General features: G+C 71.2%; 11 protein-coding genes. 7 read left to right on the forward strand and 4 right to left on the reverse strand.

Annotated features, from left to right (window positions below; translation table 11 throughout):
- Positions 1-200: 200 nt before the first annotated feature.
- Positions 201-6,728 carry a fibronectin type III domain-containing protein gene (locus ACG01O_RS06730; protein ID WP_394382726.1) on the forward strand — a complete coding sequence of 2,176 codons (6,528 nt, stop codon included), beginning with the start codon at positions 201-203 and terminating at the stop codon, positions 6,726-6,728.
- A gap of 75 nt (positions 6,729-6,803) precedes the next feature.
- Here the strand turns inward: ACG01O_RS06730 and ACG01O_RS06735 are convergent, their stop codons facing one another.
- Together ACG01O_RS06735 and argH are read right to left on the reverse strand one after the other, a co-directional pair.
- Positions 6,804-7,295, reverse strand: a complete 492-nt coding sequence (locus ACG01O_RS06735; protein WP_394382728.1) for a hemerythrin domain-containing protein — start codon at positions 7,293-7,295, stop codon at positions 6,804-6,806.
- Positions 7,296-7,340: 45 nt separating this feature from the next.
- Positions 7,341-8,738 carry an argininosuccinate lyase gene (gene argH, locus ACG01O_RS06740; protein ID WP_394382730.1) on the reverse strand — a complete coding sequence of 466 codons (1,398 nt, stop codon included), beginning with the start codon at positions 8,736-8,738 and terminating at the stop codon, positions 7,341-7,343.
- Between the two features lie 84 nt (positions 8,739-8,822).
- Here argH and ACG01O_RS06745 point away from each other — a divergent pair, with 84 nt between their 5' ends.
- The 4 genes from ACG01O_RS06745 (at position 8,823) to ACG01O_RS06760 (ending at position 12,803) form a co-directional block, all read left to right on the forward strand.
- The gene (locus tag ACG01O_RS06745; protein ID WP_394382733.1) at positions 8,823-9,950 is read left to right on the forward strand and encodes a sensor histidine kinase; all 1,128 of its coding nucleotides are present in this window, start codon (positions 8,823-8,825) and stop codon (positions 9,948-9,950) included.
- Entirely contained in the window at positions 9,947-10,777 is an 831-nt protein-coding gene (locus ACG01O_RS06750; RefSeq protein WP_394382735.1) for a LytR/AlgR family response regulator transcription factor, read from the forward strand. The genes ACG01O_RS06745 and ACG01O_RS06750 overlap by 4 nt, the downstream gene beginning before the upstream one ends.
- A gap of 37 nt (positions 10,778-10,814) precedes the next feature.
- The gene (locus ACG01O_RS06755) at positions 10,815-11,987 is read left to right on the forward strand and encodes a hypothetical protein (RefSeq protein ID WP_394382738.1); all 1,173 of its coding nucleotides are present in this window, start codon (positions 10,815-10,817) and stop codon (positions 11,985-11,987) included.
- A 186-nt stretch (positions 11,988-12,173) separates the two neighbouring features.
- Entirely contained in the window at positions 12,174-12,803 is a 630-nt protein-coding gene (locus ACG01O_RS06760) for a DUF6976 family protein (RefSeq protein WP_394382741.1), read from the forward strand.
- 28 nt (positions 12,804-12,831) lie between these two features.
- On the opposite strand, the gene ppc is transcribed toward ACG01O_RS06760, so the two are convergent.
- Together ppc and ACG01O_RS06770 are read right to left on the reverse strand one after the other, a co-directional pair.
- Complete coding sequence (ppc, locus tag ACG01O_RS06765) at positions 12,832-15,630, reverse strand: phosphoenolpyruvate carboxylase (protein WP_394382743.1); 2,799 nt, start codon at positions 15,628-15,630, stop codon at positions 12,832-12,834.
- A 100-nt stretch (positions 15,631-15,730) separates the two neighbouring features.
- The gene (locus ACG01O_RS06770; protein ID WP_394382746.1) at positions 15,731-17,089 is read right to left on the reverse strand and encodes a cytochrome-c peroxidase; all 1,359 of its coding nucleotides are present in this window, start codon (positions 17,087-17,089) and stop codon (positions 15,731-15,733) included.
- A gap of 104 nt (positions 17,090-17,193) precedes the next feature.
- On the opposite strand from ACG01O_RS06770, the gene ACG01O_RS06775 reads away from it, so the two are divergent.
- Positions 17,194-18,660: an ATP-binding protein gene (locus ACG01O_RS06775; RefSeq protein ID WP_394382749.1), complete on the forward strand. Its 1,467-nt coding sequence runs from the start codon at positions 17,194-17,196 to the stop codon at positions 18,658-18,660.
- Positions 18,657-19,346 (forward strand): response regulator, encoded by a 690-nt coding sequence (locus ACG01O_RS06780; RefSeq protein WP_394382750.1) that lies wholly within the window; start codon positions 18,657-18,659, stop codon positions 19,344-19,346. The genes ACG01O_RS06775 and ACG01O_RS06780 overlap by 4 nt, the downstream gene beginning before the upstream one ends.
- Positions 19,347-19,380 lie beyond the last annotated feature (34 nt).

Genomic DNA, 19,380 nt, shown 5'->3' on the forward strand with positions numbered 1-19,380 from the left:
ACCGGCGCGCGGCAAACCGGTCAGAAGTCATGCGGGGGATTCATTTGCCGCCTGGGTTGAAGGCTTGAAATCATTTCTAGCTTTAGCATCAATTCGATGGGCCGTGGAGCCCCAGCGAGCGGGCCGCCTCGCCAACCTCCGCCTCGGATGCAAGACAGGGGTGTGGCTGGCCACCTCGCAGCACCGGAGGAGACCAACCCATGGGAAGCTGCCGTCAGGGAAGCTGCCGCAACACCCGCTCGGACCCGCCAGCCCGCGCCTTCGGTGCGCTGGCCGTGCTGTGCCGTGCTGCGCGCTGGTTGCTGCTGGCCGCATTGAGCCTGTGCTTTGCGGCGCCGGCCATGGCGGCGGTGCGTTGTTCCATCACCTGGAACCTGGCGAACACGGGGACCAGTTCCTACGTCTACACCTTCACGCCGAGCGACTACGGCAGTTGTGATCCGGGCGGGGTGGACGGTGTCTACACGGACGGTTTTGGCTCCACCAGCAGCATCTCGACCTCCCAAGGCGGGAGCATGGCCACCGACCTGAACACGCCCAACGTGGACAAACTGGTGTACCAGATCCCCACGGTGAGATACACCGGCACGGACTCGGTCACGCTCTACGACGCCTATGGCGACACGGTGCAGGTGACCATCGTGGTGTCCGCCACCGCGCCCGGTGCGCCGACCATCATTTCCGGCACGGCCGGCAACGCGCAGGCCACGGTGAGCTTCTCGGCGCCGGCCTACGACGGTGCCAGCACCATCACAAGCTACACGGTCACCTCCAGCCCGGGTGGGTTCTCGATGACAGGTGCGTCCAGCCCGCTCACGGTCACCGGCCTCACCAACGGGGTCGGCTACACGTTCAGGGTCACGGCCACCAATGCCGTCGGCACGGGCGCGCAGTCGGGTGCGTCGGGCACGGTCACCCCCAAGGCGCCGCAAACCATCACCTTCGTCAACCCCGGCGCGCAGAACTTCGGCACCACGCCGACGCTGCCGGGCAGTTCCGACTCCGGCCTGGCCTTGACCTTTTCCTCGGTCACCACCGGCGTCTGCACCACCACCAGCGGCGGCACGCTCACCTTCGTCACGGTCGGCACGTGCACCATCCACGCCGATCAAGCGGGCAACGCGGCCTATCTGGCCGCCACCACCGTGTCGCGCAGTTTCACGGTCAACGCCGTGGTGCCGGGGGCGCCGACGGTGGGCACGGCCACGGCGGGCAACACGCAGGCCAGCGTCACCTTCACGGCGCCGGGCTTCAATGGCGGCGCGAGCATCACCGGCTACACCGTCACCGCCAGCCCGGGCGGGGCTACCGGCACAGGCGCGGCCAGCCCGATCACCGTCACCGGCCTGACCAACGGCACGGCCTACACCTTCACGGTCACGGCCACGAACTCGGCGGGCACGGGCAGCGCCTCGGCGGCGTCCAACTCAGCCACGCCGAAAGCTGGCCAGACCATCACTTTCGCCAACCCGGGCGCGCAAACCTTCGGCACCACACCTACGCTGACGGCCACCTCCGACTCGGGGCTGACCGTCAGCTTCACGTCGTCCACCACCGGCGTGTGCACCATCACCAGCGGCGGGGTGCTGACCTTCGTCACGGCCGGCACCTGCACCATCAATGCGGACCAAGCCGGCAACGGCAGCTACCTGGCCGCCACCACCGTGTCGCGCAGCTTCACGGTCAATGCCGTGGTGCCGGGCGCGCCCACCGTGGGCACCGCCACGTCGGGCAACGCGCAGGCCAGCGTCACGTTCACGGCGCCGGCGTCCAACGGCGGCGCCAGCATCACGGGCTACACCGTCACGGCCAGCCCGGGTGGGGCCACCGGCACAGGCGCGGCCAGCCCGATCATCGTGACGGGTTTGACCAACGGCACGGCCTACACCTTCACCGTCACCGCCACGAATTCGGCGGGCACGGGCAGCGCCTCGGCGGCGTCCAACGCGGCCACGCCCAAGGCCGGCCAGACCATCACATTCGCCAACCCGGGCGCGCAAAACTTCGGCACCACCCCCACGCTCACGGCCACGTCCGACTCGGCGCTCACGGTCAGCTTCACGTCGTCCACCCCGGGCGTGTGCACCACCACCAGCGGCGGTGCGCTGACCTTCGTCACGGCCGGCACCTGCACCATCAATGCCGACCAAGCCGGCAACGGCAGCTACCTCGCCGCGGCCACCGTGTCGCGCAGCTTCACGGTCAACGCCGTGGCGCCGGGCGCGCCCACCGTGGGCACGGCCACGGCGGGCAACACGCAGGCCAGCGTTACGTTCACCGCACCGGGCTCCAACGGCGGCGCCAGCATCACGGGCTACACCGTCACCGCCAACCCGGGTGGGGCCACGGGTTCGGGCGCCGCCAGCCCGATCACGGTGACGGGCCTGACCAACGGCACGGCCTACACCTTCACCGTCACGGCCACGAACTCGGCGGGTACGGGCAGCGCCTCGGCGGCGTCCAACGTGGCCACGCCGAAGGCTGGCCAGACCATCACCTTCGCCAACCCCGGCGCACAGAACTTCGGCACCACGCCCACCCTCAACGCCACGTCGGACTCAGCCCTGACGCCGACCTTCAGTTCGGCGACCACGGGCGTGTGCACCATCACCAGTGGCGGGGCGCTGACCTTTGTGACCAGCGGCACCTGCACGATCAATGCCGATCAAGCCGGCAACGGCAGCTACCTCGCCGCGGCCACCGTGTCGCGCAGCTTCACGGTCAACGCCGTGGTGCCGGGGGCGCCCACGATGGGCACGGCCACGGCGGGCAGTGGGCAGGCCAGCGTCAGCTTCACCGCACCGGCCAGCAATGGCGGCAGCGCCATCACCAGCTACACGGTGACCTCCAGCCCGGGCGGCATCACGGCGTCTGGCGCGGCGAGCCCCATCACCGTCACCGGGCTCAGCAACGGCACCACCTACACCTTCACCGTGGTGGCCACCAATGGGGCCGGTACCGGGGGGGCTTCGGCAGCGTCCAATGCGGTGGCCACCCAGGCCGCGCAGACGCTCATCTTTGCCAACCCGGGCACGCAGAATTTCGGCACCTCGCCCACGCTCAGCGCCACCTCCGACGCGGGCCTGACGCCCAGCTTCAGTTCGGCCACGCCGGCGGTGTGCACGGTCACGGCGGCCGGCACGCTCACCTTCCTGGCCGTGGGCACCTGCACCATCAGCGCCGACCAAGCCGGAAACGCCAGCTACCTGCCGGCAGCCACCGTCACGCGCTCGTTCACCGTGGCGCCGCCGGTGCTGACCATCAGCCCGGCCACGCTGCTGGCACCCGCGGTGGCGCAGCCCTACGCGCAGACCATCACCATGTCGGGCGGCACGGCGCCGTACCGCTTCAGCCTGAGCGCTGGCAGCCTGCCGGCCGGCCTGGCGCTGGGGGCGAGCACCGGCACGCTGTCGGGCACGGCCACGGCGGCGGGGGCGTTTGCGTTCACGGTGCAGGTGACCGACCAGCGCGGCTTCAGCAGCTCGCAGGTTTACAGCTTCAACATCGCGCTGCCCACCCTCGCCGTGGCGCCGGCCGGCCTGGCCGCGGGCCAGCAAGGGCTGGCGTACAGCCAGCAGGCCACCGCCTCCGGCGGTTTGGCGCCTTATGCCTACAGCCTCAGCGCCGGCAGCCTGCCCGCCGGCGTGACGCTGAATGCCGCCACCGGAGCGATCTCGGGCACGCCCACCGTCAGCGGCACGTTCAACTTCACCGTCAAGGCGACCGATGCCACCAGCGGCAGCGGCCCCGCGCAAGGAACGCAGGCGTACACCGTGGTCATGGCCGCCGGCCAGCCGCGGGCGGCGGCCGCCCGTGTGGACACCGGCTACGGCACGCCCGCCCCGGTGAACCTGGGCGCTGTCATCACCGGCGGGGCCGCCACAGCGGTGGCCGTGGTGTCAGGCCCCGCGCACGGCACGGCGGTGGTGTCGGGCCCGACGACCCTGCTGTACACGCCCGCCGCCGGCTATGCCGGGCCAGACAGCTTCACCTACAGCGCGAGCAACGCCTTCGGTGCGTCGTCCGCCACGGTGACGGTCAACGTGGGTTCGGCCACGCTGAGCTACGCGCCGGCCCCGCTGGCGCCCGGCGTCGGCGGCGCGGCCTACAGCCAGTCGGTCGCTGGCGCCAGCGGCGGCGCAGCGCCTTACAGCTATGCGGTGGCCAGCGGCGCGCTGCCGGCGGGTTTGAGCCTCGCGGCCAACGGCACCCTGGCCGGCACACCCACGGCGGGCGGCACTTTCCAGTTCACCGTGACGGCCACGGACAGCAGCACCGGCGCCGGCCCTTTCCGCGCCACCAGTGGCCTGTTGACGCTGACCATCCGCGCCGCCACGGTGGCGCTGGCACCAGCCAGCCTCGCCCGCGCACAGGTGGGCGTGCCCTACAGCCAGGCCCTGAGCGCCACCGGTGGCAACGCGCCCTACAGCTTCAGCGTGTCTGCCGGCACGCTGCCGCCCGGCCTCGCGCTGAACGCCAGCACGGGTGCACTCTCCGGCACCCCCACGGCGGCGGGGCGCTTCGCGTTCACGGTGCAGGCCAGCGACAGCACCGCCGGCGCCGTGGGCACCGGCAGCCGCGAGTTCGTGTTGACCACCGACCCGGCCTTGCCGATTGCCGGTGCCAAGGGCCTGACGGTGGCGTTCAACACCGCGACGGTGCTGGACCTCGCCCCCGCCCTCAGCGGCGGACCCGCCACCGCCGTGGCCGTGTCCAGCGCGCCGGCGCACGGCACGGTCACGGTGAGCGGGCTCACGGTCACCTACACCCCGACGGTCGGCTACACGGGCACGGACCGCTTCTCGTACACCGCCAGCAACGTGTCGGGCACCTCGGCTCCGGCGGCGGTGGACGTCACCGTCAACCCGCCGCTGCCGGTGCCGCAGCCGGGCAACGTGACGGTGATCAACCGCGGCGCCAACAACGGCGGCGTGCCGCAGCCAACGGTGATCACGCTGACCTCGCAGGGCGGCCCAGTGACGGGCGTGACCATCGTTGTGCCGCCGGCGCACGGCACGGTCACGCTCGCCGGCATCCAGCAGGCCGGCCGCGTGCAGGCGAGTGCATTCACCGGGCGGCAGGACGCGGGCGGTAGCAGCGCGACTGTCACCTACACGCCCAACGTCGGCTTTGTCGGGACGGACAGCTTCACCTACACCATGACCAACGCCGGCGGCACCTCGGCGCCGGCCACGGTCACCATTCAGGTCACGCCGCCGCCCCCGGTGCTGGGCAGCGCCGGCACCACGGCGCGCACCAAGGGCGGCCAGCCGGTAGTGCTGGCCGTGGCGGCGCAGGCCACGGGCGGGCCCTTCACCGGGTTGACGGTGGTGTCAGCACCCGCCGAGGGGCGCACCGAGGTGCAAGGCCTGACCTTGGTCTACACGCCGCCGGTGGCGTTTGCCGGTGTGGCCACCATCACCTTCGCCCTCAGCAATGCCTACGGCAGCACGCAGGGCACGGCCACGGTCACGGTGGTGGGCCGGCTGGACCCGTCGAAGGACGCCGAGGTGGGCGGCCTGCTGGCGTCGCAGGCCGACACCGCGCGGCGCTTTGCCCGGTCGCAGCTAGGCAACTTCAACCGGCGCCTGGAAAGCCTGCACAGTGCGGGCGGCTGGGGGCGGTCGAGCCTGGACCTGGGCCTGAGCTCCTTCGGCGTGCAGTCTCGGGCCGAGGCCCGGATGGACCCCTTGGCCCAACTGGATGCCCGGCGCGGCGGGGATGCCACGGGGTCCGCGATGCCGGGGGCTCGGGCCGGGGGCGGCGGCGCTCGTGTGTCGAGCGCCGCACAGGGTGGGCCGGACGCCGGCGCTGCGCCCCGTGCGCATCTGCGTTCGGGCGACCGTCAAAACGCCGGTCGAGACAGTGACGGCGCCGAGGCCCGCGAGCCGTGGGCCTTCTGGATGGGCGGTGGCATCGACTTCGGCCGGCGCGATGCGCTGACCGGCCAGGAGCGGCTGCGCTTTCACACCGATGGCGTGAGCCTCGGGGCCGACTGCCGGGTCAACGACCGCTGGACCTTGGGCGTGGGCGGAGGCTTTGGCAGTGACCGGGCGGACATCGGCACCCACGGCTCGCGCAGCACGGCCCGAAATGGCGTGGTGGCGGTGTACGGGGCCTGGCGGCCGGCGGAGCAGGTGTTCGTGGACGGTGTGTTGGGCTACAGCCGGCAGAGCTTCGATCTGCAGCGCTACATCACCGATGACGGCGGCTGGGCCACCGGCTCGCGCAGCGGGCGGCAGTGGTTCGGGTCCGTGACCGCCAGCCACGAGTCGCGCCTGGCCGGGGGCTGGATGCTGGCGCCCTATGGTCGGCTGGAGTGGATGCGCGCAACGCTGGCGGCCTACACCGAGACCGCGGCCGATGTGGCGGCGCTGAGCTTTGCCGATCAGCGCGTGCGCATGGCCACCGGCAAGCTGGGCCTGCGCGCGGCCTTTGCACATCCGCTGCAAGGTGGTGAGTTGCAACCCCGGCTGCGGCTGGAGTGGCAGCACCAGTTCGAAGGCACGGACCCGGCAGCCATGACCTATGCCGACCTCGGGCCGCAGACACCGGTGTACCGCGCCCAGCCGGCGCAAGACAAGCGCACCCAAGGGGCGGCGGAACTGGGGGCCAAGTGGGTGCAGTCCGGCGGCCGGCTGGCGGTGTCGGTCGACGTCGGCACGCAGTTCAGCGGCCGCAGCGGGGCTCAGCAGTCGCTGCGGCTGGGGCTGGAGGGGCGCTTCTGAGCGAAGCGGCTCCGAGGGTGGAAAAAGAATCGGGCCGCACGTGCGGCCCGAATGTCAACGGGGGTGAGGGGGGCTTCAGTGCCCGCAGCTGCTGGAGCCGCAGCCGGAGCCAGAACCCGCAGCGGCGGCTTCGGTGGCCACGGCCTCGCGGCACTCGCCGGTGGCCGGGTCAAAGCCGCGCTGCTCCATGGTCCACACCAGGGCGGCGTCCATCATCTCGGCGTGCTGCGGGAACCACTGCGCCAGTTCGCCGCGCAGGATGCTCAGCGGCTCGCGGTCGTTCAGTTCGTTCGCGTAGCGCAGGGCTTCGCGCATCACGTTCAGCACCATGGCGTGCTGGCTGCTGTGGCAGTTCTGCGGCTCGAAGCCCACGCGAGCCATCCAGTCCTCTTCCATCGCGAAGTGGGCTTCGGTGTGGGCCAGCAGCGCGTGGTAGGCGGGCAGGGCGTCTTCACCGGCGTCCAGCGCCGCACCGAAGGCGTTCAGCAGGTCGATGAATTCCTGGTGGGTGGTGTCCAGCTGCGGCTGGTTCAGGACGAGCGAGTCGGTCCAGGCAAGGGTGGTCATGGTGGGAATGCTAGGCAGCGTGGTGGTGCGCGGTATTGAGGCAACTCAAGCCAAGCGGGCACGGTGGCGGGCCACTTGCGCACGCACTTGGGCCGGGGCGGTGCCGCCCAGCACGTTGCGGGCGTTGAGCGAGCCTTCCAGCGACAGCACCTCGAACACGTCGGCTTCCACGCGGGCGTCGAACGCCTGCAGTTGCGCGAGCGTCAGCGCGGCCAGGTCCACGCCCTGTTGCGTGGCGGTTTTCACCGCGTGGGCCACCACCTCGTGGGCGTCGCGGAAGGGCAGACCCTTCTTCACCAGGTAGTCGGCCAGGTCGGTGGCGGTGGCGTGGCCCTTCAGGGCGGCGGCCCGCATGGCATCGGGCTTCACGGTCAGGCCGGCCAGCATGTCGCCAAAGATGCGCAGCGTGTCCTTCAAGGTGTCCACGGTGTCGAACAAGGGTTCCTTGTCTTCCTGGTTGTCCTTGTTGTAGGCCAGGGGCTGACCCTTCATCAGCGTGATCAGGCCCATCAGGTGGCCCACCACGCGGCCGGTCTTGCCGCGGGCGAGTTCGGGCACGTCCGGGTTTTTCTTCTGCGGCATGATCGACGAGCCGGTGCAGAAGGCATCGGGCAGCGCGATGAAGCCGAAGTTCTGGCTCATCCACAGGATGAGTTCTTCCGACAGACGCGAGATGTGCACCATGGCCAGCGAGGCCGCGGCGGTGAACTCGATGGCGAAGTCGCGGTCGCTCACGGCGTCCAGGCTGTTCTGGCACACGCCTTCCATGCCCAGCGTGCGGGCCACGCGCTCGCGGTCCAGCGGGTAGCTGGTGCCGGCCAGGGCGGCGGCACCCAGCGGCAGGCGGTTCACGCGGCGGCGCACATCGGCCAGGCGCTCGGCGTCGCGGGCGAACATTTCCACGTAGGCCAGCATGTGGTGGCCGAAGGCCACCGGCTGGGCCACCTGCAGGTGCGTGAAGCCAGGCAGGATGACTTCGGCATGGCGCTCGGCCTGATCCACCAGCACGCGCTGCAGGTGCGCGAAGAGCGTGCTGATTTCATCGATCTCGCTGCGCAGCCACAGGCGCACGTCGGTGGCGACCTGGTCGTTGCGGCTGCGGCCGGTGTGCAGGCGCTTGCCGGCAATGCCCACGCGCTCGGTCAGGCGGGCCTCGATGTTCAGGTGCACGTCTTCCAGGTCCAGCTTCCACTCGAACTGGCCGGCCTCGATCTCGGCGGCGATGTCGTTCAAGCCGCGCTGGATGGCGGCGTGGTCTTCGGCGCTCAAGATGCCTTGGGCGGCCAGCATCTCGGCGTGGGCCAGGCTGCCGGTGATGTCTGCGCGCCAGAGGCGCTGGTCGAAGTCGACGCTGGCGGTGTAGCGCTTGACCAGGTCGCTCATGGGTTCGGAGAACAGGGCAGACCAGGCTTGGGACTTGTTGGCGAGTTGGTTGTCAGACATGGGGCAGCGGAGATTCAGCGCGCACAATGCGCCGCGACGCGGGATTATCGAACGCCCGGTCTCAACCGCCCTTCGAGCCCCGAGATGCCTTTGTTCAAGCGCCGCCCCGCGCCGCCGCAGGGCCACTGGCAGGAAACCACCCAGCGTAGCCAGTGGCACACCTTCGGCGCGACCGAACTGCCACCGCTGCCCGCCCTGGACCCGCGCACCCGTGACGGGGCCGGTGCCGGCGCGTCGGACGCACAGGCGTTCGACGTGTGCCACGTGGGCCTGGTGCTGCGGGCGGTGCTGGGTGTGCATGGCGTGCTGGCCCTGGGTGCCGCCCTGATGGCGCGCGACGGCGGCCAGTGGCTTGCGCTGATGGCCCAGGGCACGGTGGTGACCATGTTTGCCGTGCTGGCCTGGCTGGTGGGGGTGTGCGCCGGCAAGCGGCTGTGGCCGCGCTTGACCGCCGGGGTCTTGTGGCCGTTGTTGATGGGGTGGGGCGGCGCGGCGGGCCTGCTGGGCCTGGGGCTGCTGAACCTGACGAGTGATGAGCCCTTCACCGCCTGGCGCGCGACGGGCGTGCTGCTGAGCGGTGCGGCCGCTGCGGGCGTGTTGCTGGCCTGGCTGCAGCTGCGGGCGCATTCGCAACGCCCGGCGGATGCGTTGGCGCAGCTGGTGGAGTTGCAATCGCGCATCCGGCCGCATTTTTTGTTCAACACGCTCAACAGTGCGATTGCCCTGGTGCAGGTGGACCCGGCCCGCGCGGAGAGCGTGCTGGAAGACCTGGCCGAGCTGTTCCGCGTGGCGCTGGGCGAGGCCAGCGAGGCGGTGTCGCTGGGGGAAGAGGTGGAACTGGCGCAGCGCTACCTGGCCATCGAGCAGATCCGGTTCGGCGACCGCCTGCGGGTGCGCTGGCAACTGGACCCGCAGGCCAACGGCGCCCGCGTGCCGCCCTTGCTGCTGCAGCCGCTGGTGGAGAACGCGGTGCGTCACGGCGTGGAGCCCAACGACGATGGGGGCGAGCTGCAAGTGACCACGCAGCGGCGGGGCGACCAGGTCGAGATCCGCATCGTGAACACCGTGGGCGCGCCGGCCCGCACGCCCGGGCACGGGCTGGCCTTGCGCAACGTGCGGCAGCGCCTGGCGCTGATGCACGACGTTGCAGCTCGTTTCGATGTGGATGCTTCCGCCCACCGGTATGCCTTGCGGATACTCGTGCCGTTATGAATGCCGCCCTTCGTGTGTTGATCGTGGACGACGAGTCCCTGGCCCGGCTGCGCCTGCGCGGGCTGCTGGATGCGATCGCCGAACCCCGCTGCGAGGTGGTGGGCGAGGCAGCCAACGCCGCGCAGGCCACGCAGTGGCTGGCCGAGCACCGGTGTGATGTGGTGATGCTGGACGTGCAGATGCCGGGTGTCGACGGACTGAACCTCGCCGAAAAACTGCGGGCCGTGCCGCCACCGGGGGGCGCGCCGCTGTTCATCTTCGTCACGGCGCACGCCATGCACGCGCTGCAGGCCTTCGAGCTGGAGGCGCTGGACTACCTCACCAAGCCTGTGCGCCGCGAGCGCCTGCAAGCCGCCCTGGCCCGTGCCACGCTGCGGCTGGCCGAGCGCGCCGCCGTGCAGGGCCTGCCCCCGCCGGTGGCCGCCCCGGCGCCGCTGGAGGCCGGCGAGTTCATCACCCTCACCGAGCGCGGGCGGGTGCTGCGGGTGCCGGTGTCGGACGTGCTCTACGTCAAGGCCGAACTGAAGTACCTGACCTTGCGCACCGCCAGCGCCAGCCATCTGCTCGATGGCTCGTTGTCGGACCTGGAGCAACGCTTCCCGTCGCGCTTTTTGCGGGTGCACCGCAACGCCCTGGTGGCCCGCGCCGCGGTGCGCGAGCTCGAGCGGCATGCCGCCACCAACTTTGGTGAACTCGACGGGGGCGACCCGTCGGGCGAGGCGGCAGACAGCTGGGCCGTGCGCGTGGCGCATGTGGATGAATGGCTGGCCGTGTCGCGCCGCCAGGTGGCGGCGGTGCGGGAGGCGATTGCGGGGGTGAGGTGCTGACGCACCTGGGGCCTGGGTTCACCGGCGGGCGGCGCGCGTGAAGCCGACGGCACGTCGGCACGCGGCCTGGCTGTTGGGGTTGGCGGCACTGCTGGCCGGCGCCCTCTGGCACTGGGCCCGCGAGGCACCCGAATCAACAGGTGCGCCGGCCGAGGCCCCGGTGCCCGTGGCCGCGCTGCCGCTGCCGCTGCCGCAGCCCGTGGCTTTGCCGGGTGGGGCGGGCGCCTCAGCTGCCAGCGCGCCGCGGGCCCTGCCGCGCCCCGATGGTGCCGATGAGGGCTTGGAGGTGTGCGGTGGTGGTCGTGTCCCGGCCGAACAGGTTCGGCTCTGGCGCGCGAACCCCGACCTGGGCCGCGCCTGGCTGGATCAGCAGATGCAGGGCCTGGAGGCGCGCACCCAGGCGGCCGTGGCCGAGGTGGCGGCTCGCCTGGCGGCGGGCCCGGTGCGGCAGCAGGTGGCGGCCCGGCTGCTGATGGGCGACGCGGATGGCGCGGCCTCGTTGGCGGTGCTGGGCAGTGACGTGGGGGCCTACCAACTGGCCACGGCCGGCTGTGTCGGGCGGGGGCTGGCCCAGGGCGGGGCGGGATGTGGCGCCCTGAGCCCGCAGCGCTGGGCGGCACTGGACAGCAGCGACGCCCGACCCTGGTTGCTGGTGCTGAGCCAGGCGCAACAGGCCAAAGACACCCTCGCGGTGGAGGAAGCTTTGGCCGCCCTGGCGGGCCGGCCGAGGCTGTCTCGCCGTTTCCATCTGCTCACCAGCGAGGTGTTGCAGGGTCTGCCACCAGCCATGGAGCCGGCGACGCGTGCGCAGGTGTTGATCGTGACGATGGGCATTCAGGCGGCCTGGGCCGATGCGGGCATGGCGTCGTTGCGCCGGGCGTGTGGCGGGGAGGCGCGCCGCCCGACGGCGCGTTTCGCTGTGTGCCAGACCGTGGCGCGGCAGATGTTGGCCGCCAGCACCGATTTCATGGAAGCCACGTTGGCGCAGAAGATGGCGGACGACCTCTCGGTGCCCAAGCGCGACCAGGCGTTCACCGCCGAGGCGTTGGCCGCCGCGTGGGCCACCTTCCTGGAGGTCGCTCACGCGCGGCCGGGCGCCGACATGAGCTGCCGCAGCTTGCAAGCGCAAGGCGACCTGACGGCGCAACTGGCGCGCGAGGGCGAACTGCCCTACGCCATGGCGCAATGGCGCGCGCGGCAAGCGCGATAGCGACCCCCACCCGGGCTGCGTTCGGCTGGCGAATTTGTGCGATTGTTCGGCTTGAATGGGCTTGAAAATATCAAATAAGCCGAATTAAGCGATAAAGTCGAGCTGTTCATTCCAGAGTCGCTCGGTGAACCGGCAAGGAGGCATCGACGGTTGTGGACGTTGTTTTTCGCTCTCCGGGATTGCCTCATGCACCAACTGATGACGATTGATGCCGTGGTTCGACTGCTTCGCAATGGCCGCCCTTTGGCCGTGACCGGCGCCGAGGCGGCGCTGGATCAACTGCCCGTGGGGCCCTGGGTGGGGGCAACGACGTCGCCCGTGCGCTCACCCCAAGGCGAGGTGCGCACCGATCGACAGGTGTGGGTGACCGAGCTGCCCGCGCGCGGCCTCACGACCTTGCACCACGTGGCCGCCGATGCGATGCACGAGGTGTGGACCCAAGGCCCCGAGCAGGGCTACAGCCTGGCGCTGTTGCCGGAAGGCGGCGTGGCCCATGTGTGCTGCACGCAGCCGGACCTCGCGGGCGCGGGCCAGCCGCAGTCGCCCGTGGTGACGTGGCTGGCGCGTGTGGAGGCGGGGCGGCCGGGGCAGCACCCGCTGATCTATTTCGGCAAGACCGGCCAGAAGCTCAGCGACGGCGCCGTGGTGGCGCATGTGCGCTTGCCGAACGGCCAGTCGCCTGCCGAGGCCCTGGCTGGCTTGATCGCGCCGGAGGGCGTGCAGGTGCTGGGGCTGGCCCCGGGCATGGCGTCTGCACCGGTGGGCCTGCGCCAGCCGAGCGAGGCCACCGTGGGGGCCGCGCTGCTGGCCGCCTGAAGCGGCCTGCGCCGGCTCTGGGCGGGCCTCAGCCCGTGTTGCGCAGGCCCGCCGCGATGCCGTTGATGGACAGGTGGATGCCGCGCTGCACGCGCTCCATGGCCGGGTCGTCGGCCTGGGTGCGGCGGTAGCGGCGCATCAGCTCCACCTGCAGGTGGTTCAGCGGATCGATGTACGGGAAGCGGTGCTCGATGCTGCGCGCCAGCGACGGGTTGGCCGCCAGGCGCTTGTCGTCGCCGGTGATGAGGCTCAAGGCCGCCTGCGTGCGCTCGAACTCGGCCTTGATGGCCGTGAAGATGCGCTTGCCCAGCTTCTTGTCTTCCACCAGTTCCACGTAGCGCTCGGCCAGGGCCAGGTCGGTCTTGGCCAGCACCATGTCGAGGTTGGACAGCACCGCGCGGAAGAACGGCCAGCCCTTGAGCATGCGCTTGAGCAGCGCCAGGTTCTTGGCGCGCTGGGCCGGTTCTTCGCCCAGGAAGGCTTCCACCCCGGAGCCGAAGCCGCACCAGCCCGGCAGCGCCACGCGCGCCTGACCCCATGAGAAGCCCCAGGGAATGGCGCGCAGGTCTTCAATCGCGCGGGTGGCCTTGCGGGAGGCGGGGCGGGAGCCGATGTTGAGCTCGGCAATTTCGCGGATGGGCGTGCTGGCGAAGAAGTAGTCAGCAAAGCCCGGCGTGCCGTAGACGAGGCCCCGGTAGGCCGCAAAGCTCGCGTCCGACAGCGCCTGCGCGGCTTGCAGGAAGCCCTTGGGCGCGCTTTGCGTGGGGTGCAGCAGCGTGGCCTCCAGCGTGGCGGCCACCAGCGTTTCCAGGTTGCGCCGGCCGATTTCCGGGTGGGCGTACTTGGAGGCGATGACTTCGCCCTGCTCGGTCAGGCGGATCTGGCCGTTCACGGTGCCCGGGGGCTGAGCCAGGATGGCCTCGTAGCTCGGGCCGCCACCGCGGCCCACCGTGCCGCCGCGGCCGTGGAAGAGGCGCAGCGTGAGCGGGCCCACGCGGCGCAGTTCGTCGAACAGCTCCACCAGCGCGATCTCGGCGCGGTACAGCTCCCACGACGACGTGAACATGCCGCCGTCCTTGTTGCTGTCGGAGTAGCCGAGCATGATGTCCTGCTCGCCGCCCGAGCGGTCCACCATGCCGCGGATGCCGGGCAGGGCGTAGAACTCGCGCATGATCTCCGGCGCCACGCGCAGGTCGCCGATGGTCTCGAACAGCGGCACGATGATCAGGTCGCTGGTGGCGTACTCGCTGAGCACGCCGCGCAGCAGCCCGCATTCCTTGAGCAGCAGGGCCACTTCCAGCAGGTCGCTCACCGATTCGGTGTGGCTGATGATGTAGTGGCGCAGCGCCTCGCGGCCGAAGCGGTTCAGTGCCTCGCGCGCAGCCTCGAAGGTGGCCAGCTCGCCCAGCGTTTTCTCGGTGTAGTGCGCACCGATCACGCGCAGCGGGCGGGCGTCGTTCAAAAGGCGCAGCAGCAGCTCGCGCTTGTGGCCTTCGTCCAGCGCCGAATAGTCGCTCTCGATGCGGGCCGCGGCCAGCAGCTCGGCGATGACGAGTTCGTGCTGGTCGCTGCTCTGGCGCAGGTCCAGCGTGGCGAGGTGAAAGCCGAACACCTGCACGGCCCGCATCAGCGGCGCCAGGCGCGGCGCGATCAGCGCCTCGGCGTGGTGGCTCTTGAGCGAGGCCTCGATGGTGCGCAGGTCTGCCAGCAGCTCTTCCGGCGTGCGGTAAGGGTCTTGCGGGGCCACGGCGTGGCGCAGGGCCTCGGTGCCGGTCAGTTCATGCAGCGTGGCGGCCAGGCGCGCGTACATGCCGGTCAGCGCGCGGCGGTAGGGCTCGTCCAGCCGGTGGGCGTTCTGGTCGGGGCTGCGTTCGGCGAGCAGCTGCATCTCGGGCGACACGCCGGTCAGCCGCAGCGAGATGGACAGCTCGGCACCCAGTTCGTGCAGCTCCGTCAGGTAGTGGCGCAGGGCCACCTCGCTTTGGCGTTGCATGGCGCGCTTGAGCGTGGCGGCGCCGACGTTGGGGTTGCCGTCGCGGTCGCCACCAATCCAGTGGCCCATGCGCAGGAAGCTGGGCAGCTGCGCGCCGGGCAGGTGCTCTTCCAACTCGGCGTAGAGCTTCGGGATCTGGCGCAGGAAGGTGGCGTGGTAGTACGACAGCGCGTTCTCGATCTCGTCCGCCACCGTGAGCTTGGAGTAGCGCAGCATGCGCGTCTGCCACAGCTGGGTGATGCGGGCGCGCAGCAGGCTCTCGGTCTCGCGCAGTTCGCGCTCGGTGCCCGCACGGTCACGCGTTTCCAGCAGGGCGGCCACGGCGCGCTCGGCGTCCAGGATGCTCTTGCGCTGCACTTCGGTCGGGTGGGCGGTGAGCACCGGCGAGATGAAGCCGCGCTGCAGCACCTCGGCAATTTCGGTCGGGCGGATGCCGGCTTCGTGCAGGTGCTCGAGGCAGAAGGCCAGTGAGCCCGGCTGCAGGCTGCCCGCACGCTCGTGGATGTCGCGGCGGCGCACGTGGTGGCGGTCTTCCGCGATGTTGGCCAGGTGCGAGAAGTAGCTGAACGCCCGGATCACGCTGACGGCCTGCTCGCCGGAGAGGCTCTTGAGCAGCTTGTCGAAGCGCTTGCCGGCTTCCTTGTCGTGCTTGTGGCGGTAGGCCACCGACAGCTGGCGGATGCGCTCCACCAGCTCGTAGGCCTCGCGGCCTTCCTGCTCGCGGATCACATCGCCCAGGATGCGACCGAGCAGCCGGATGTCGGCCACCAACGGCTCGTTCTTGTCGACTTTTTTGTCGGCGTCGTGGCGGGCGGGGGCTGCGCGAGGAGGCATGGCGAGGCGTCCGGAAAGAAATTGCTATAGGAGAAGTAACGAAGTTACCTCCGCATCACTCTAGCAGTTTCTTCTTCCGGGCGCCTCCCCGGTTTCGCCCTCAGGGGGCGGGTGGGGCCGGGCTGAAGCCGTCGGTCAGCGTGCGCAGAAAGGCCACGATGTCTGCCCCGTCTTGGGGCGTGAACGCCGGCGGCTGGCCGGGGCGGCGGAAGGGCGCGCCCCGGTGCACGTTGGCGCGGTAGGCGGCGGGCAGGTCGTCGTACAGCTGCACCTGGCCGTTCACCACCTGGTACCAGCGGGCGGGGTCTTGGTCGCGGCTGGCGTAGAAGGCCAGCACGTCTTCGAGCGTGGCGAAGCGGGCGTTGTGGAAGTACGGTCCCGTCAAAGCCACATTGCGCAGTGTGGGCACGCGGAATTGGCCGCACAGGTCGGTGCGCGCGCTGAGGTCGGTGCGCTGCGGCCCGCACAGCCCCAGGTCGAAGAACGCCGGGTTGGCGGTGGCCTGGCTGACGTTGCGGGGCACGGCCAGCGCGTGGTAGCTGAAGTTGGTGAACAGCGCCCGGTTGATGCCGCTGGCGTTGGGCACGGGCCGGCTGTCGTGGCAGGCGGCGCAATTGCCGCGCTGCGGGTCGTTGAAGGCCGCCTGGCCGCGCAGTTCTTGCGCGTTGAACGTGGCGCGGCCGTCTTGCACGGCGTCGAACTTGCTGGTGAAGGGGTGGAACTTGGGGTCTTCCGCCTGGTAGCGGTCGAGCGCGGTGAGTGCGGCGGTGATGAGTTGGTCGTCGGTGGCCGCCGGGCTCAGGCCGGCGGCGGTACGCAGATCGGCCACGTAGGGCAGGGCGCGCAGCTTGGTGGCCAGCGTGGCGGCGTCGGGGTTGGCCATTTCGTTGGCGTTGAACAGCGGCCCGCGGGCTTGCTCGATGCGGCTGTTGGCCCGGCCGTCCCAGAACAGCCCGCCGTGCGGGCGGCCCTGGGCGTCGAAGCGGAAGGCGCCGGCAGCGTCCAGGTAGCGCAGGCTGGGCGAGCTGCGCAGGCCTTGGCGCTGGCCGTCGATGCCGCCAAGCGGCAGGAAGCCGCCGGCCGGGTCGGCGTGGCCGCGGGTTTCGGCGTGGCAGCTGGCGCAGGCCAGGCGCCCGCTGGCGGAGAGGCGGGTGTCGTCGAACAGCCGGTTACCGACGCTGGCCAAGGAGGGTGCAGGCGGGCGCGGTGCGGCGGCCGTGTGTGGAGTCGTGGGCGGGGCCGCGGGTGGCGCGGGTGGGCGCACGGCCGCGGGGGTGACTGCGGAGGTGATGGCGGGGGCAGCGTCCGCCGCCGTGGCGCTTTCGGTGGGGGCTGAGGGGTCAGCGCCGCCACCGCATCCGGACAGCGCGGCGGCCAGGCCAAGGGACAGGGCCAGCCCCCACGCGCCGTGCAGGCATAGGTGGCGCGGGGCATCAAGCAGCGGTGGGCGGTGGGGCATGAGCGTCTCCGGTTGGGGATGGCGCTCAGCGTCGTGCGGCAAGGTGCGCAGACGATGGAGGAACTGTGGAGGCCGCGTTCACAGTTGCAGGGCAAGATGACGGCATGCGTCTGGTGCACCAGTTGTCCTTGCTGCTCATGGCCACGGCCCTGGCCGTGGTGGCTGCGGTTGCGGCGGTGGTGGGGTGGAACCTGCGGGCGGGGTTTTCGGACTACCTCGCCGCGCAGGAGGGCGAACACCTGACCCGCCTGATGGAAGCCGCCGAGCAGGACCTGGCCCGCCGGCCGAGCCTGCCGCAAGACTGGCGGCCGGTGCTGCACGACTGGCTGGAGACCGTGCGGCTCACCAGCGTGCGCGGCGCGCCGCCGGAGGCTGACGCACCCCCGCCCGAGCGCCGAGCTGGGCCGGACGGGCGCCTGCCGCCGCCTCCGCCACCCCCGCGGCGCGACCCGGGCAACTTCGGGCCGCGCATGGTGGTGCTGGCCGCCGATGGCCTGACACCGCTGGCCGGCCGGCGCGAGTTGTGGAACCGCCCCGGCCAGACCCGCGCCGTCAAGCTGAACGGGCAGACGGTGGTGGTGCTGAAGCTGGCCGAACGTGCCGGCCCGGTGGAGGGCGTGGACGCCAAGTTCCTGCGCCGGCAGTACCTGGGCCTGGCCGCTGTGGCGGGCGCCGTGCTGCTGGTGGCGCTGGTGATGGCGCGGGTGCTGGCGGTGCGCTGGGCGCGGCCGCTGGGCCAGGCGCAGACGGCGGCTCGGCGCATTGCCGCGGGTGAATTCAACGTGCGCCTGCCCAGTCCGCGCGGGGGCGCTGGGGCCAGCGAGATCGCCGGCTTGCACCAGGACATCAATGCCATGGCGGCGGCTTTGTCGAGGCTGGAAAGCAGCCGGCAGCGCTGGATTGCGGAGCTGTCGCATGAGCTGCGCACGCCCCTGGCGGTGCTGCGGGGTGAGGTGGAGGCGTTGGTGGATGGCATCCGCCCGCTGGAGGTGGCGGCGCTGGGCTCGCTGCAAGAGGAAATCCGGCGCTTGTCGCGCTTGGTGGAGGACTTCCACCTGCTGGCCACCTCGGAGCTGCGCAGCCTGCCGTGCACGTTCGAGCCGGTGGCGCCGGCGGCGGTGCTGCAGGCGGCCGTTGCGCGCGTGGCGGCGCGAGCGCAAGCGCAAGGCTTGGTGCTGGAAGTGCAGGTGCCCGAGCACTTGCCCGCAGCGCGCTGGGACGCGGTGCGGGTGGAGCAACTGCTGGCCAACCTGCTGGAGAACAGCTTGCGCTACACCCGGGCGCCCGGCCTGCTGCAGTTGCGGGCCCGCTCGCTGGGTGCGGCCATCGAGGTGCGCCTGGAGGACACGCCGCCCGGTGTGGCGGGGCCAGACCTGCAGCGTTTGTTTGACCCACTGTTTCGCGCCGACCCGTCTCGCAGCCGGGCGCATGGCGGTGCCGGGCTGGGCCTGGCCATTGCCCGGGCCATCGCGCTGGCGCACGGCGGGCGCCTGGCGGCCGAGGCGTCGTCGCTGGGCGGCTTGTGCATGGTGCTGACCCTGCCGCTGCACCCGCCTGGGAGTGCTGCATGAGCGCCTTGGTGTTGGTGGTGGAAGACGAGCCCAAGCTCGCCGCGCTGGTGTGCGACTACCTGCACGCGGCCGGCTACCGCACCGAATGCCTGGCCGACGGCTTGCAGGCGGTGGCGCGCCTGCGCGGCGGCCCGCCGCCTGCCGCCGTGGTGCTGGACTTGATGCTGCCCGGGCTGGACGGCCTGGAGGTGTGCCGTGCGGTGCGCGCGTTCAGCGACCTGCCCATCTTGATCAGCAGCGCGCGCGTGGAAGAGCTGGACCGGCTGTTGGGGCTGGAGCTGGGGGCCGACGACTACCTGTGCAAGCCCTTCAGCCCGCGCGAACTGGTGGCGCGTGTGAAGGCGCTGTTGCGCCGCGCCCAAGGGCGCCTGGCACCGCCCACCTTGGTGCCGGTGGGTGGCGGATTCTGGGTGGACGAAGCCGGGCAGCGCATCGTGTGGCAGGAGCAGGCGCTCGGGCTCACGCCGGTGGAGTTCCGGCTGTTGCGGCAACTGCTGACCCACCCCGGGCGGGTGTTCGAGCGGGCGCAGCTGCTGGACCTGATCCACGAGGACTTCCGCGATGTGTCGGACCGCGTGGTGGACAGCCACATCAAGAACATCCGGCGCAAGCTCGCCACGCTGGAGCCGCCCCAGTCCTGCATCAGTTCGGTCTACGGGGTGGGATACCGCTGCGACTGGGCGTGAGCGGGCGGCCCGGGCGCTGCTTGTTGTGACACGG

Source organism: Pelomonas baiyunensis (assembly GCF_043555935.1).
Taxonomy (GTDB): domain Bacteria; phylum Pseudomonadota; class Gammaproteobacteria; order Burkholderiales; family Burkholderiaceae_C; genus Pelomonas; species Pelomonas baiyunensis.